The following is a 14,715-nucleotide window of genomic DNA, read 5'->3' on the forward strand; positions in this document are numbered from 1 at the left end:
ATTTAACTATTAAAATAATAAAACCGCTACAGTAAACCTGCTTAAAAAGCTTTTTGTGTTAAATTTAACAGGAACTCATTGATTTGCAATGAGTCAATTGCCTGTATGGTATCCTGCTTTAGCCTGAGCCTTCCCCTTGCAGGGCCTGTTATATTTACACGCCCGTTTTGGGATATAGTATCTTCAGGAGTTATGAGCCCCCTGCGCAGCATGAGCTTTTTAATGTATTCATCATGCTTAACGGCATAATCCTTCAGCATTCCCTTACTGTTAAAACGCCACATAAAACCTTTTGGGCGTGGTATTATACTAGCCAGGTAAATACTTTCATCCAATGAAAGAAGCACGGGTGGTTTTTGGAAATAATAGTTGGAAGCCTCACCAATGCCATATACATCAGGTCCCCATTCTATAACATTAAAATATACTTCCAGCATGCGCTGTTTGCTCACTATGCGATTATTTTCCAGTATATAAACTAATAATATTTCTTCCAGCTTGCGCGATAGTGTTTTTTCGCGTGTAAGGAAAACATTTTTTACAAGCTGCATGCTTATGGTACTGGCACCGCGGGCAAATTTTTTTGTCTTAATGTTTTTTATAATGCTTTGCTTAAAGGCCTCATTAATAAAGCCCCTGTGTGAAAAGAAAGAAGGATCCTCGCTTGTAAGAACTGCATTAACCAGGTATTGCGGTATCTGTTCATAAGAAGTGTAATAAGGGTTTTCCGGGCCTACAATTACAGGGCGCAGTTTTTGCCCGTTTTCTGTGGCACGATAGGTAAATGTACCATTAAGTTTATTAAGGTCGGCAGCGCCATATTTAATTATTTTTAATCCATCTTTTTTCAGGCTGCTGTCAAAAACCAGCTCTGAAGGTTTGTTCTTATTATACTTAAAATCCAGGTTATAGGTAAAGCTTCCTTCAGCCACCATACCTTCAAAATTAGTAAAAAGCCCTTCGGGTAAAGATGTTATAAAATCCTGCGCCTGCATTTTGGGTATGTTTGCCTTCAGCTCATAAATGGTATCCTGTGCAACATCATAACGGGCAAAAGGCGTAACCGCAATTTTATTAAGCCGTGCTGAAGACGTGCTGTCCAGCATAATAAAATCGGGGCCGAAAAGGAAATGGTAATCAAAGCGCGCTTCCTTTATCACAACATCCTTTTTGGCAATTTTAGGATGGTTTACCATAAAGTTTTTTATAGCGGCAAAACCATCTACATGAAGCTCATCGCCACTCATGTCAATATTTTGTACATTAACATGAATAGAATCAAATGCTGATTGCAGCCCATACCTTGCTTTTAAATAAGGCAGGCGAATTTGTGAAGTATCGGTATTAAAAAATTTGAGGTCGGCTTGCTTATTACGTGGGTCAGCCATTCCTTTTACCTTCCATGCCTGCGTGCTGTCATTTTCCTTAACCACAAAAGATGATTCCAGGTTTTTATCAGCAAGTGAAAGCTGTGTAAGGTTGATACTTACCTTCCTGCCCATATCATCCATCCGCAGGGTAAGGTTTTGCAACGCCATGTCAGTCGGTATAAGGTTAAGGCCCCGGTGCAGGAGCCTGTAAGCTTTTTTTGCAATATTCTGCTCCTTGCCGTCAGTAGTTGTAGTATTGCTGTCTGTTTTAGAAGATTTTAAAAAGGCATCAAAGTTTTTGCCTTTGCTGTTTTTTACAAATTGTATATATCCATCTTCCATTTCCAGTGTGCCAAGCTGTAACTCACCTATCAGCAGCTTAGAAATATTAACATCTGTTTTAATACTTTTTATATCGAGAAGTGTATCGGCCTTTTTGGGTACTATGGAAATATCCTGCATTTCAATGCGTGAAAAACCTTTAAATGAAGCTGCCTTTACAGTAAAGCTGCTGTTGTAGCGGCTTTCCATTTTCTCGGAAACCTTTGCAATAATTTTTTGCAGTGCCATATTACGGAAAGCAAAAAAGCCGGCAAAAGCCAGCATTATTATCACCGCTGCTGTTATCAGCAGCCTTAAAGCTATTTTTCTGTAATTTATTTTTCGCATGCTTTAGCCGAAAAGGTGGCCGGCAACATCTTCAATTTTGGCCACCTGTTTAATTTCAATGAGGGTGTTTTTCAATGAAATTTTATTATACTTAGATACAAAAATAGTAGAAAAACCTAACTTTTCAGCCTCCAGTATGCGTTGCTCCACACGGTTAACAGGTCGTATTTCACCTGAAAGCCCTATTTCTCCTGCAAAACAAATACCTTTTTCTACTGCAATATCTTCGTTGCTGGATAATATAGCGGCTACTACAGCCAGGTCTATTGCAGGGTCGTCAACATTTATGCCGCCGGTAATATTTAGGAAAACGTCCTTTTGTCCCAGCCTGAAACCTGCCCTTTTTTCCAGTACTGCCAGTATCATGTTCAGCCTTTTTGCATTATATCCTGTTGTGCTTCGCTGTGGCGTGCCATATACTGCAGAGCTGACCAGTGCCTGTATTTCAACCAATAACGGGCGCATTCCCTCCAGTGTGGTGGCTATTGCAGTACCGCTAAGTTCTTCCTCCCGGTGCGAAATAAGTATTTCCGAAGGGTTGGCTACTTCACGAAGGCCGCTTCCCAGCATTTCATAAATGCCCAGTTCGGCAGTTGAGCCAAAACGGTTTTTTAACGAACGTAAAATGCGGTACACATGGTTGCGGTCACCCTCAAACTGTAAAACAGTATCTACCATATGTTCCAGTATTTTGGGGCCGGCAATGCTGCCGTCTTTGGTAATGTGCCCAATAAGTATTACCGGAACGTTAGTTTCCTTTGCAAATTTTATAAGTTCGGCTGTGGTTTCACGTATTTGTGAAATACTTCCTGCCGATGATTCAATATAATCGGAATGAAGCGTTTGTATCGAGTCTATAATAACCACCTCAGGCTCCATAGCCTCTATCTGCTTGAATATGTTTTGTGTTTTGGTTTCGGTAAGGATATAGCAGTTTTCAGCCGAAGGCGTTATACGTTCGGCACGCATTTTAATTTGCTTTTGGCTCTCTTCACCTGATACATACAGCGTGCGGTAAGGCAGCTTTAATGATATTTGTAGCAGTAAAGTACTTTTACCTATTCCTGGCTCACCGCCCAATAGTGTTAAGGAGCCGGGGACAAGGCCGCCGCCTAAAACACGGTTCAGTTCATTATCCCCTGTATTCAGCCTAAGTTCGGCAGAGGAATCAATTTCAGTAATCCTCATCGGGCGTGCAGCTTTTTTAGTGCCTGCCGCTGCCGGTTTCCATGATTGTTTTTCTTCTTTTTGTACTACTTCTTCAACTATAGTGTTCCATTCCCTGCAGGAATTGCACTGCCCCTGCCATTTAGCATACTGTGTGCCGCAATTCTGGCAAAAAAATGCCGTTTTTATTTTAGCCATCCGGTTTTAATCAATATTAAGCGATTCCGCTTTCTGCAATATAAAATCTTTTGTATAATCGCCTATGTCATTATAAGCATAAGCGTTAAGATACACCTTTTTTGCTTTATTCAGCTTACCTTTTTTCTCATAATACAGCCCTTCATAATATTCGCCAATAATAGTTTTCGGGTAACTTTTTTTCGCTATTGATGAAAGGTCTTTTAATTCATCAAAATTTCCATTTTTTATAATGGCAGCTTCTATAGCCCTAAAATCATTAAGTCTTACAGGTATATCAACACCCAGGTTTTCTTTTATGGCATCATATTTATTTTCAAGGTATTCCACATGGCCCTCCGGCATTGTTACCAGCTTTTGCTCAAACTCTGCCAGAGTAATGGGTTTGTATTGCGAAAATATATGGTACAGCGCGCTTGGTATACCATAGGTTACCAGCGAATAATGTGATGCATCCTTAAAATCATCAAACTTATAGTTAAGGGCTTTATTATCAACTGCTTTTATACTGTCATTAAGTGTTATTATTTTTTCCCTTATAGGTTTTACGTCATCATCGGCTGTAGCCATGTAATAGTACACAGGCTTTTTAATTTCTGAAAGTGTTTTTGGAAGCCTTGTTTCCATAAAATTGGGAAGTTGCGGGCTAAAGGATACATAAGCGTTAAAAAGGGGTTTTTCCTTATACAGGAAAAAATTAATAAATCCGGCTGTAAGGCCGTGGCCTGCAATAATTTTTAATGGGGCAATATTATATTCTTTCTCCATGTAGGGCACCAGTTCCTCACCAATAAACCTGTAAAAAAGGTCGCCTGTTCCCTGTGGCAACCCGGTTGATTCATAAGTGTCGCAGTCCTCGTCCCGTTTCTCGCCCTCCTGCTGTTCTATGCCCACAATTATTACCTGTGGTAAGTCATCCCAATAGGAAGTGTAGGAAAGTGTCCCTGCAAACGGGTCAGTTAAATACTGCCCGTCTAAAAGTACAAGCAGCGGATACTTTTTTTTATCTTTTTCATTGTAGCCGGAAGGGGTTACAATAGTTATTTTTCTTTTTGAGCCAAGCAGGCGCGATTCCAACTCCTCTGTCAGCTTTTGGGGAAAAGCCAAAGACGAAGCCAGTAATAGCAGTAATAAAAGTTTGTATTTCATGGTGTTACGGTTACGTAATATGTAATGCCGGGGAAAGGTAGCAATTATTTTTTTCTGTAAAGTAAAGGCAATAATAAAAATGAAAGCCCGCCTAAAAAAATAATCAGCCCTATTTGAGATGTCCATACAATCCACCCGAACGCTGTGCCGGCCTCTTCGGGAATACCATACAGCGCAAGCACTGCACTGATTGCAAACGGGAAAACCCCAAAGCCGCTATTGGTAAAGGTTATGGCAAGGCTGCCTATTACAAAAGCCACCGCTACAGTGCCTATACCAAGGCCTGCTGTGCCAGGCAGGGCAAATATTGTTACATAAAACATTATTATATAGCATGCCCATATGTATAACGAAAGCAAAAGAAAAGGCCACTTGCTACGCATTTTAAAAACACTTAAAACACCTTCGGTAAGCCCTGATACTTTTATTTTTAATTTTTGCAGCCATGCTGCTTTGGAATACATATAGAAAAGCATGGAGCCCAAAAATAATATGCCGGCAATACAGCCATAAAATAACAACTTTTCATAAGGCACATTTTCAGAAAGGTAGTCCTGGAGTGTGCTGAATTGCAGTATAATGGTGCCCGCCATGCAGGCGAGGAGTATAAAAAGGTCGACCACCCTTTCGGAAATAATAGTGCCGAAACCTTTATCAAAAGGTATATCCCTGTAGTTTTTTAATACTATGGCACGGCTCACCTCACCGGAGCGGGGTATGGTTGTATTCATAAAATAACCAATACATACAGCAAAAAAGTTAAGTGTAAAAGGCGATTGGTATCCTAAGTGCTCTAATGTATAACGCCACCTGTAGGCACGGGCTATAAAACCGGTAAGCCCTATAAAGAGCGAAAGGTAAATGTAAGTATAGTCAGCGTTTTTAAAATAGCTGTATATTTCGTCAATCTGTTGGGCCGTATAGCTGTTATAAGTATATATAATTAAAAAAACTCCCAGCAGCAGTGGGAGTAGTATACTTATTATCTTGGATACGGTTTTATTCAAATCAGGTCAGCGAATTGTCTTTTTCGTTAGGAAAAACAATAGAGGGCTTAAAGGATTTTGCTTCTTCAAAATCAAGTATGCCATATGATATAATTATAATAATATCCCCTTTTTGCACTTTTCTTGCCGCAGGGCCGTTAAGTGTAATTTCGCCACTGTTCCTGTTACCTTTAATAACATAAGTTTCCAGCCTTTCGCCATTATTAATGTTTACTATAGAAACTTTTTCCCCTTCAATAATATTGGCGGCTTCCATCAATGCCTCGTCAATGGTGATACTGCCTATATAGTTTAAATCAGCTCCAGTCACCGTAACACGATGAATCTTGGACTTTACAACTTGAATTTGCATGGCGCAAAGGTAGTTAATTTAATGAAATATTATCAATAAGGCGTATGCCATTTATATATACTGCAATGAAAGCCCGCTGCTTGCCGTTTTTGGCCGCAGTTGCAGGCAGTAAAGTTTCTTCGTCGGCTATTTCAAAATATTCAACCATAAAATCAGGATGGCCGGAAAATGCAGTGCTTACATATTTTTTTGCGGCATCTTCCCCCTCATTCCGGTAAATGGTTTTAGCTTCAGCAAGAATTTTATATATAACCGAAGCTTCATTTCTTTCCTGCTCTGTAAGCCTTTGGTTTCGCGAACTCATGGCAAGCCCGTTGGGTTCCCTGGAAATAGGGCAGCCTACAATATTTACAGGGATATTATAATTTTTAACCAGCCTGCGCACAATTTGCAGCTGCTGAAAATCCTTTTCACCAAAATAAGCATTGTCAGGCTCCACTATTTCAAACAATTTTTTTACGATAGTGCCTACGCCGTCAAAATGCCCTGGGCGGTGGCTGCCCTCCATTTGGTTTTCCAGCCCGCCAAATTCGAAATTGCCCGACTGTGTCCTGCCTTCATACATTTCATCTACCGTTGGGGCAAACACTATTATATTTTCGTTAACCGATTGTATCTTTTTTACATCATCATCCAGTGTGCGAGGGTACTTTTCAAGGTCTTCGGGGTTGTTAAACTGTGTGGGGTTTACAAAAATACTTATTACAGTAATAGTATTATTTGCTGCCGAAGCCTCTAAAAGAGAGAGATGGCCTTTGTGTAAAGCCCCCATTGTGGGCACAAAACCAATGGTGGCATTTGCTTTTTTGTGCTCAGACAAAAGCGCCTTTAACCCGGCTTTGTTATTGAAAATGAGCATTAATTTATAATTAAAATTTGAAGCAAAATTAATATTTTAGTTATAAACTGCGTAAAATTGTTTAATTTTGCGTGTTTTTTGTACCCAAATTAAAAAATTTAATTTTGAAGATGGAGGATAAGAGGATATTATATGTATCATCTGAAGTAGTGCCGTATTTGGCTGAAAATGAAGTTTCTTTAATGTCGTATGATGTGCCCAAAATGATAAATGACCAGGGAGGGCAAATCAGGATTTTCATGCCGCGTTATGGAAATATAAATGAAAGGAGGCACCAGTTGCACGAGGTTATCCGGCTATCAGGGATGAATTTGGTGGTAAATGATATGGATATGCCGCTGATAATAAAGGTGGCTTCTATACCAAAGGAAAGGATACAGGTATATTTTATTGATAACGACGAATATTTTAAAAGGAAGGCTACTTTTACTGATGAAGACGGGGTGTTATACCCTGATAATGACGAACGTGCAATATTTTTTGCCAAAGGTGTTGTGGAAACAGTAAAGAAACTAAACTGGGTTCCCGATATTATTCATGTTCATGGATGGATGGCAGCCATGCTGCCGGTTTATATGAAGCATTACTACAAGGATGAGGCGCTGTTTGCCGATACCAAAATAGTTACATCGGTTTACGGACAGTCATTTGACGGTACGCTTGATAAGGATATGCTGAAAAAGGTAACCTTTGATGATATACCGGAAAGTGATGTAAAATACCTTGCCGAGCCCGGTTATGAAAATATACTTAAAGCATCCATAGCCCATTCTGATGCTGTGATTATAGCATCTGAAAACCTGTCTGACAGCCTTGATAAATTTATCAGGGACTTAGGAAAACCATTCCTGGAGTTCCAGCCAAAAGATAAATTTGCAGAGGCATATACTAATTTCTACAGAAATCAGGTTTTATAACAAACGTTTAAAAAAAATATATGAATAACAATTCATTCCTGAAAAAAATCATTTTTGCTTTAACTATTGTCTTTATAGTATCCTGCGACAGGGATTTTAATGAAGTTGGCGCAGATATTATTGAAGATGACATCCATTTTGACATGGAGCAATATATAGCTTCTGCTGTAGCTTATGATATGCCCGCAGGCGTACCTTCAAGCGTGGTGCAGACTAATAACCTTACCGTTAACTCTCTTGGTGTTTACGATAGTCCTGTATTTGGAAAAACAACTGCAAATTTTGTTACCCAAGTACAATTAGGGACTGAAAACCCAACGTTTGAAAACCCTACTATAGATACGGTTTACCTGTATGTACCTTACCACAGCAACCTGGAAAGTGTAGATGCGCAAGGAGCGGGTACCTATACGTTAGATTCTGTGTATGGCAATACCCAGGCTAAACTGAGGCTTAGGATATACAGGAACGGCTATTTTTTAAGGACTTCAGATCCCGGTTCGTCGGCTTCGGCAGGGCAGAAATATTATTCTAATGAATTAAGCATGGTTGATGCCGTTAAAGGTGAAGTGCTGGTTGATGACAGTAATTTTATTTTTAGCAATAAGGAAATTGAACGCAAGTTTATTAACGGAAGCGGCGCAAGCGAGGTAAAGGAAAGGCTTGCACCGGGCATATATTATGAACTTAATAAAGATTATATTAAAACCCTTATTATGGAAGCCCCGGCAGGAAAACTGCTGAACAATAATATTTTCAGGGACTATTTCAGGGGGCTTTATTTTAATGTGGAACAGGTGGGAACCGATGGTGTTATGGCAATGCCTAAGTTTAATGAAGGTAAAATAGTAATTCATTATAAAGTTGACAGGGTAGATACAGAAGGCAACCCGGTTGAAGGTGAAAATGGCGAGACAGAAAGGTTAAGCAGGACACTGACGCTAAACCTACAGGGCAATACGGTTAACTTTTTTGAAAATAATTACAACACTGCATTTACTTCTGCAATAGGTGCAAGCAACCAGGTGGCAGGCGATGAAAAACTTTATGTTAAAGGCGGTGCCGGCTCTATGGCTTTTATAGATATACTTAGTAGTGCCGATATAGACTTTTTAAAAGCAGGCGGCAATACACTTATAAATGAGGCCAACCTTACTTTTTATGTAGATCAAAGTGCCATGGCTGCAGCTAAAAATGAGCCTTACAGGCTGTTTTTATATGACGTAAAAAACAAGCGCCCTTTGTTTGATTATTATTTTGATACTTCAACCAATACCGTAAACAGCAAATATAATAAGCTGGTACATGGTGGTATATTGGAGAAATCGGCAGATGGTAAAGGCTACCGTTATAAGATAAGGATTACAAACCATGTAAATAACATCATCAGGAAAGACTCAACCAATGTTAAGCTGGGGCTGGTTGTTACTGAAAGCATTGGCCTTATCGGCAACAGTGCAATAAAAGAACCTTTTACTTTGGATAACGGAGTAAAAACCCAACAGGTTTCTACAATACCTTCGGCTTCGGTTATGCATCCTTTCGGCACTGTATTATATGGCAGCAATATACCTGCGGGAAGCCCTGATTATGACAAACGTGTTAAACTTGAAATTTTTTATACCAAACCCAATTAATTATTAACTTATGTGTGGAATTGTAGGTTACATTGGACAAAGGGAGGCTTACCCTATTGTCATTAAAGGCCTTAAAAGGCTTGAGTACAGGGGGTATGACAGTGCAGGGGTTGTTTTGTATGACGGCTCTGACTTAAAACTTTCCAAAACCAAAGGCAAGGTTGCAGACCTTGAGGAAAAAGCACAAAAAGAAATTTCTACAACAGGTAACATAGGTATGGGTCATACCCGTTGGGCTACCCACGGTGTTCCTAACGATGTTAACTCGCATCCGCATTATTCAAATTCGGGAAATTTGGTAATTGTGCACAATGGTATTATTGAAAATTATGAGCCTTTAAAAAAGGAACTTATAAAAAGGGGATATACCTTTAAATCGGACACTGATACCGAAGTACTGGTTAACCTTATAGAAGACGTTAAAAAGCAGGACAACCTTAAATTGGGCAAAGCCGTTCAGGTTGCGCTTAACCAGGTGGTGGGCGCTTATGCTATAGCTGTTTTCGACAAGGAAAGGCCACGCGAAATTGTAGCTGCACGTCTGGGCAGCCCGCTGGCAATAGGTATAGGCAAAGATGAATTCTTCATTGCCTCTGATGCCTCACCTTTTATTGAATATACATCAAACGCTATTTACCTTGAAGATGAGGAAATGGCAATTATAAGGCTTCATAAACCTATGAAGATAAGGAAGATTAAAGATGACTCTTTGGTTGACCCTTATGTGCAGGAACTGCAAATGAACCTTGAGCAGATTGAAAAAGGTGGTTACGACCATTTTATGATGAAGGAAATTTATGAGCAGCCTGCAGTGATAAAAGATACTTACAGGGGCAGGCTTCATGCCAACGAAGGGCTTATTAAAATGGCCGGGGTGGAAGATAACCTGCAGAAGTTTTTAAACGCCGACAGGATATTGATTATAGCCTGTGGTACATCATGGCATGCCGGGCTTGTGGCAGAATATATATTTGAAGAATTTGCCCGTATACCTGTAGAGGTTGAATATGCTTCGGAGTTTCGCTACAGGAACCCTATAATACGTGAAAACGATGTGGTGATAGCCATTTCGCAGTCGGGTGAAACAGCCGATACGCTTGCGGCCATTAAACTTGCCAAAGAGCATGGTGCATTTGTATTTGGTGTATGTAATGTGGTGGGTTCATCCATTTCGCGCGAAACCCATGCCGGTGCATATACCCATGCCGGCCCTGAAATAGGTGTGGCATCAACCAAAGCATTTACTACACAAATTACGGTGCTTACGCTCATTGCATTACGTTTGGCCCAGGCTAAGGGTACGCTTTCAAATTCCGATTTCCACAGGTACTTACAGGAACTTGAAGTTATACCTGAAAAAGTTGAGGAAGCATTAGCAACTAACGATACCGCAAAGGCAATAGCCGAAATTTATAAAGACGCCCCTAACTGCCTTTACCTGGGCAGGGGATATAATTTCCCGGTAGCACTGGAAGGTGCGCTTAAACTGAAAGAGATATCATATATACATGCGGAAGGCTATCCTGCGGCAGAAATGAAGCACGGCCCTATTGCCCTTATAGATGAGCAGATGCCGGTAGTTGTTATTGCCCAAAAGCAGGAGCACTATGATAAGATTGTGAGTAATATACAGGAAATAAAATCACGCAGCGGTAAAATTATAGCAGTGGTAACCAGTGGCGATGTACAGGTTAGGGAACTTGCCGACCACGTTATTGAAATACCAAAAACTGTTGATGCGCTTTCACCGTTGTTAACTACAATACCGTTACAGTTGCTATCATACCACATAGCGGTTATGAGAGGCTGTAATGTTGACCAGCCGAGGAATTTGGCTAAGTCGGTTACGGTAGAGTAAACATTATAAAGCCCACAAGTTATGTGGGCTTTTAATTTATAGAATTATTTATATTTAAGTTTGGGCGAGTATAAATAACAATATCGTATCTAATTTGTATAAATCTCCATTCTAATTAAAAAAAATGCAAAATTAAAATTGCATAATTACATTAGAAAAAAGTATCTTTGCGCCCGAGAAAATAAAGTTTTTTCACAAACTATAAATAGCTGTTTAATAAATACATAAGCAATGTCTAAAGTAATAGGAAAAGTTGCACAGATTATCGGGCCGGTGGTTGACGTAGTGTTTAACACACAAAATGCCGAGCTTCCAAAAATCTATGATTCATTAGAAATCACTAAAAAAGATGGTTCAAAACTAGTGCTTGAAGTTCAGTCTCACGTTGGTGAAGATACTGTAAGGACTATTTCAATGGACTCTACTGACGGATTGAGCAGGGGGCAGGAAGTTACCGGTACAGGCGCTCCTATACAAATGCCTATAGGCAAAGATATTTACGGACGTTTGTTTAATGTTATCGGAGACGCTATTGACGGCCTTGGCGATTTGCCAAAAGAGGGTGAAAGCGGTTTGCCGATTCACCGTCAGGCTCCAAAATTTGAAGACCTTTCAACTTCATCAGAAGTTTTATTTACAGGCATCAAAGTAATTGACCTTATTGAGCCTTATGCAAAAGGTGGTAAAATTGGTCTTTTTGGTGGTGCCGGTGTTGGTAAAACGGTATTGATACAGGAGTTGATTAACAATATTGCAAAAGGACACGGAGGTTTATCAGTATTTGCCGGTGTGGGTGAGCGTACCCGTGAGGGTAACGACCTTCTTCGTGAGATGCTTGAATCAGGCATTATTAAATATGGCGAGGACTTTATGCACTCTATGGAAAACGGCGGATGGGACCTTAACAAGGTTGACAAAGCCGGAATGAGGGAAAGTAAGGCTACCTTCGTATTCGGGCAGATGAATGAGCCACCTGGAGCACGTGCACGTGTTGCGCTTTCAGGACTTACGATTGCTGAGTATTTTCGTGATGGTGCGGGAGAAGGACAGGGTAAAGACGTACTTTTCTTCGTAGATAACATTTTCCGTTTTACTCAGGCAGGTTCAGAGGTTTCTGCACTTCTTGGGCGTATGCCTTCAGCGGTGGGTTACCAGCCTACACTTGCTACTGAGATGGGTGCTATGCAGGAGCGTATTACTTCTACCAAAAAAGGTTCAATTACATCGGTGCAGGCAGTATATGTACCTGCGGATGACTTAACTGACCCGGCGCCTGCTACAACTTTTGCCCACCTTGATGCTACTACGGTATTGAGCCGTAAAATTGCTGAGCTTGGTATTTACCCTGCGGTTGACCCTCTTGATTCAACTTCAAGGATACTTACTCCGCAGATTTTGGGTGACGAGCATTACAACTGTGCACAAAGAGTAAAAGAAATATTACAGAAATACAAACAACTACAGGATATTATTGCTATTCTTGGTATGGAAGAGCTTAGTGAGGAAGATAAACTTTCGGTATCACGCGCACGTCGTGTACAGCGTTTCCTTTCGCAGCCTTTCCACGTAGCAGAGCAGTTTACCGGTATTCCTGGTGTACTTGTAGATATTAAGGATACCATTAAAGGTTTCAACATGATTATTGACGGTGAACTTGACCATCTTCCGGAAGCGGCCTTTAACCTTAAAGGTACTATTGAAGATGTAATGGAGGCCGGAGAGAAAATGCTTGCAGAAGCGTAATTAGTTTACAGTTTACGGTTGAAAAAATGTTCAGCCACACAAAAGTAAACCGCAATCTTATAATTTATAACTAACTATGTTATTATTAGAAATAGTATCGCCGGAAGGGCATTTGTTTAAAGGAGGAGTTACATCGGTAACTGTTCCCGGCATTGACGGCGAATTTCAGATGTTGAACAACCACGCCAATATTGTTTCGGTACTGGCTAAAGGGAATATAAAAGTTGAAGTTCCTGATTTTGCTACCAATACAGAATTTTCAACTAAGTTCATGAAATCTGAAAAGGATAAAAAATTCCTACTCCCGATTCAGTCAGGAACATTGGAATTGAAAGATAACAGAATTATTATTTTGGTTGATTAATTCATTTATACTACTAAAAAAGCCCTTACTGTAAAGTAAGGGCTTTTTTTATTTATGAAGACTTATTTTACTGTATTTAAATAATAACACATTATAGTTGATGCAGCCTGATAAGATTTTTTATCTGCTGGTTCAATATATAGTCCATAACTTGTATTAAGATCGCTCATTAACTCGCCTTTATCTGTCCATCTTAGTACTGTTGAGTCCTTTTTTATTGTCCCGTCTTTATCAATTTCAGCAATTTTTTTACCGTTTTCATCTACAAGTTCATTATTCTCCTTTAATCTAGCAATTTCTTTGCCTTCTTTATCTTTAATAACACCATCTCTTCCAAGAGTAACCTGGTCATCCTTCCCTTCATTTACAGTACCATCAGCATCTACTATTAATCCTGTTTCTGCATGGCCATTTGTAATAGTAAATGCGTTAAACTCCAACACATCCTTTTTGCATGATACAATGGTTGTGGCAAATACTAAAAAACATAATACTTTTTTCATAATTTATTGGTTTGTTAATTTTTGCTAAAATAATAAAAATTATATAGTCAACTTATTGTGTTATTGCGATAATTAGCTGTAAAAATTTTCACACTGTATCAGATACTTCCTCCACAAATTCGATAATATCGCCCGGCTGGCAGTCTAACTCGCGGCAAATGGCTTCCAGTGTACTGAACCTGATAGCTTTTGCTTTCCCTGTTTTAAGTATGGAAAGGTTGGCCGTAGTTATGCCAACGCGTTCAGCAAGCTCATTACTGCGCATTTTCCGTTTTGCCAGCATTACATCAAGGTTAATAATTATTGGCATAGTTTTATTTATATAGTGAGGTCATTATCCTCTTTCAGGTTTTTCGCCATAAGGAATACTTCACTAAGTACAATAAAGAAAAGCCCAACCCCAACAATTAAAAAGCTGTACATTATAAAATCTGTGCTTACAGATGTCTGTTGTTTTACCAGGAAATTATAAAGTATTACTGCAAATAGCTCTATCATATAGCCATTCAGTACCGCTTTCCCGGACTGGTTGAAATAACGTACAACGTTTTCATGAAATACTTCCCTTTTGTGGAAATATGCCAGTACCTTTTTAAAAAGGTAGAGTGCATAAATATAAAAGCCAAGGGATAATATAATTGCAGTAGCATACAAGTACTCTTCTACACCTATGCTTCCTGTAGATTCGTTGCTAATTATATAAATGATGTCTTCAGGTACTATGTCCTTCGCAAAGATCATTACAAATAAAATAGGGATAAGATATGCCATAAAGATGATGGACAGTACAAAAATGATTTTTGTAAGAGTCCTAAGGAAAGAAAGCCATTTCATAATAAATATTGATTTGTGTTTATAATACAAATATATAATATTTATTGAATAACAATAATTAATTTTTGATTTACGGTATTATTTGTGA

14 protein-coding genes are annotated in these 14,715 nt (G+C 39.4%); 5 read left to right on the plus strand and 9 right to left on the minus strand.

Annotated features, from left to right (window positions below):
• Nucleotides 1–41: 41 nt before the first annotated feature.
• From GSF09_RS05320 to panC, 6 genes are read right to left on the minus strand one after another with little or no spacing between them, the layout of a single operon-like run.
• Nucleotides 42–2,039: a transglycosylase domain-containing protein gene (locus GSF09_RS05320; protein ID WP_159799900.1), complete on the minus strand. Its 1,998-nt coding sequence runs from the start codon at nt 2,037–2,039 to the stop codon at nt 42–44.
• A 3-nt stretch (nt 2,040–2,042) separates the two neighbouring features.
• Nucleotides 2,043–3,404 carry a DNA repair protein RadA gene (radA, locus tag GSF09_RS05325; protein WP_159799901.1) on the minus strand — a complete coding sequence of 454 codons (1,362 nt, stop codon included), beginning with the start codon at nt 3,402–3,404 and terminating at the stop codon, nt 2,043–2,045.
• Nucleotides 3,405–3,410: 6 nt separating this feature from the next.
• Entirely contained in the window at nt 3,411–4,553 is a 1,143-nt protein-coding gene (locus GSF09_RS05330) for an alpha/beta hydrolase (protein ID WP_159799902.1), read from the minus strand.
• 44 nt (nt 4,554–4,597) lie between these two features.
• The gene (locus GSF09_RS05335; RefSeq protein ID WP_159799903.1) at nt 4,598–5,560 is read right to left on the minus strand and encodes a lysylphosphatidylglycerol synthase transmembrane domain-containing protein; all 963 of its coding nucleotides are present in this window, start codon (nt 5,558–5,560) and stop codon (nt 4,598–4,600) included.
• Between the two features lies 1 nt (nt 5,561).
• The gene (panD, locus tag GSF09_RS05340) at nt 5,562–5,912 is read right to left on the minus strand and encodes an aspartate 1-decarboxylase (RefSeq protein WP_159799904.1); all 351 of its coding nucleotides are present in this window, start codon (nt 5,910–5,912) and stop codon (nt 5,562–5,564) included.
• 13 nt (nt 5,913–5,925) lie between these two features.
• Nucleotides 5,926–6,771, minus strand: a complete 846-nt coding sequence (gene panC / locus GSF09_RS05345) for a pantoate--beta-alanine ligase (RefSeq protein ID WP_159799905.1) — start codon at nt 6,769–6,771, stop codon at nt 5,926–5,928.
• A gap of 110 nt (nt 6,772–6,881) precedes the next feature.
• On the opposite strand from panC, the gene GSF09_RS05350 reads away from it, so the two are divergent.
• The 5 genes from GSF09_RS05350 to GSF09_RS05370 all read left to right on the plus strand — a co-directional run bounded on the left by GSF09_RS05350 (nt 6,882) and on the right by GSF09_RS05370 (nt 13,290).
• Entirely contained in the window at nt 6,882–7,688 is an 807-nt protein-coding gene (locus GSF09_RS05350) for a glycogen/starch synthase (RefSeq protein ID WP_159799906.1), read from the plus strand.
• Nucleotides 7,689–7,708: 20 nt separating this feature from the next.
• Nucleotides 7,709–9,325, plus strand: coding sequence for a DUF4270 domain-containing protein (locus GSF09_RS05355; RefSeq protein ID WP_159799907.1), 1,617 nt, complete (start codon nt 7,709–7,711; stop codon nt 9,323–9,325).
• A gap of 10 nt (nt 9,326–9,335) precedes the next feature.
• Nucleotides 9,336–11,183, plus strand: a complete 1,848-nt coding sequence (gene glmS, locus GSF09_RS05360; RefSeq protein WP_159799908.1) for a glutamine--fructose-6-phosphate transaminase (isomerizing) — start codon at nt 9,336–9,338, stop codon at nt 11,181–11,183.
• Between the two features lie 231 nt (nt 11,184–11,414).
• Nucleotides 11,415–12,926, plus strand: coding sequence for a F0F1 ATP synthase subunit beta (gene atpD, locus GSF09_RS05365; RefSeq protein ID WP_159799909.1), 1,512 nt, complete (start codon nt 11,415–11,417; stop codon nt 12,924–12,926).
• A gap of 76 nt (nt 12,927–13,002) precedes the next feature.
• On the plus strand, nt 13,003–13,290 hold the full coding sequence (locus GSF09_RS05370) for a F0F1 ATP synthase subunit epsilon (protein ID WP_159799910.1): 288 nt from the start codon (nt 13,003–13,005) through the stop codon (nt 13,288–13,290).
• A gap of 62 nt (nt 13,291–13,352) precedes the next feature.
• Here GSF09_RS05370 and GSF09_RS05375 read toward each other — a convergent pair whose 3' ends face one another.
• From GSF09_RS05375 to GSF09_RS05385, 3 genes are all read right to left on the minus strand, one after another.
• Complete coding sequence (locus GSF09_RS05375) at nt 13,353–13,793, minus strand: hypothetical protein (protein ID WP_159799911.1); 441 nt, start codon at nt 13,791–13,793, stop codon at nt 13,353–13,355.
• 88 nt (nt 13,794–13,881) lie between these two features.
• Nucleotides 13,882–14,103, minus strand: a complete 222-nt coding sequence (locus tag GSF09_RS05380; RefSeq protein ID WP_159799912.1) for a helix-turn-helix transcriptional regulator — start codon at nt 14,101–14,103, stop codon at nt 13,882–13,884.
• Nucleotides 14,104–14,111: 8 nt separating this feature from the next.
• Nucleotides 14,112–14,627, minus strand: a complete 516-nt coding sequence (locus tag GSF09_RS05385; RefSeq protein WP_159799913.1) for a DUF2975 domain-containing protein — start codon at nt 14,625–14,627, stop codon at nt 14,112–14,114.
• Nucleotides 14,628–14,715 lie beyond the last annotated feature (88 nt).

The sequence above is a fragment of the Flavobacterium sp. MK4S-17 genome (genome assembly GCF_009848495.1).
GTDB lineage: Bacteria > Bacteroidota > Bacteroidia > Flavobacteriales > Flavobacteriaceae > Flavobacterium.

Coding starts and splice junctions, on each gene's coding strand:
- GSF09_RS05320 (WP_159799900.1), bottom strand. CDS start 2,039: ATGCGAAAAATAAATTACAGAAAAATAGCTTTAAGGCTGCTGATAACA.
- radA (WP_159799901.1), bottom strand. CDS start 3,404: ATGGCTAAAATAAAAACGGCATTTTTTTGCCAGAATTGCGGCACACAG.
- GSF09_RS05330 (WP_159799902.1), bottom strand. CDS start 4,553: ATGAAATACAAACTTTTATTACTGCTATTACTGGCTTCGTCTTTGGCT.
- panD (WP_159799904.1), bottom strand. CDS start 5,912: ATGCAAATTCAAGTTGTAAAGTCCAAGATTCATCGTGTTACGGTGACT.
- panC (WP_159799905.1), bottom strand. CDS start 6,771: ATGCTCATTTTCAATAACAAAGCCGGGTTAAAGGCGCTTTTGTCTGAG.
- GSF09_RS05350 (WP_159799906.1), top strand. CDS start 6,882: ATGGAGGATAAGAGGATATTATATGTATCATCTGAAGTAGTGCCGTAT.
- GSF09_RS05355 (WP_159799907.1), top strand. CDS start 7,709: ATGAATAACAATTCATTCCTGAAAAAAATCATTTTTGCTTTAACTATT.
- glmS (WP_159799908.1), top strand. CDS start 9,336: ATGTGTGGAATTGTAGGTTACATTGGACAAAGGGAGGCTTACCCTATT.
- atpD (WP_159799909.1), top strand. CDS start 11,415: ATGTCTAAAGTAATAGGAAAAGTTGCACAGATTATCGGGCCGGTGGTT.
- GSF09_RS05370 (WP_159799910.1), top strand. CDS start 13,003: ATGTTATTATTAGAAATAGTATCGCCGGAAGGGCATTTGTTTAAAGGA.
- GSF09_RS05375 (WP_159799911.1), bottom strand. CDS start 13,793: ATGAAAAAAGTATTATGTTTTTTAGTATTTGCCACAACCATTGTATCA.
- GSF09_RS05380 (WP_159799912.1), bottom strand. CDS start 14,103: ATGCCAATAATTATTAACCTTGATGTAATGCTGGCAAAACGGAAAATG.
- GSF09_RS05385 (WP_159799913.1), bottom strand. CDS start 14,627: ATGAAATGGCTTTCTTTCCTTAGGACTCTTACAAAAATCATTTTTGTA.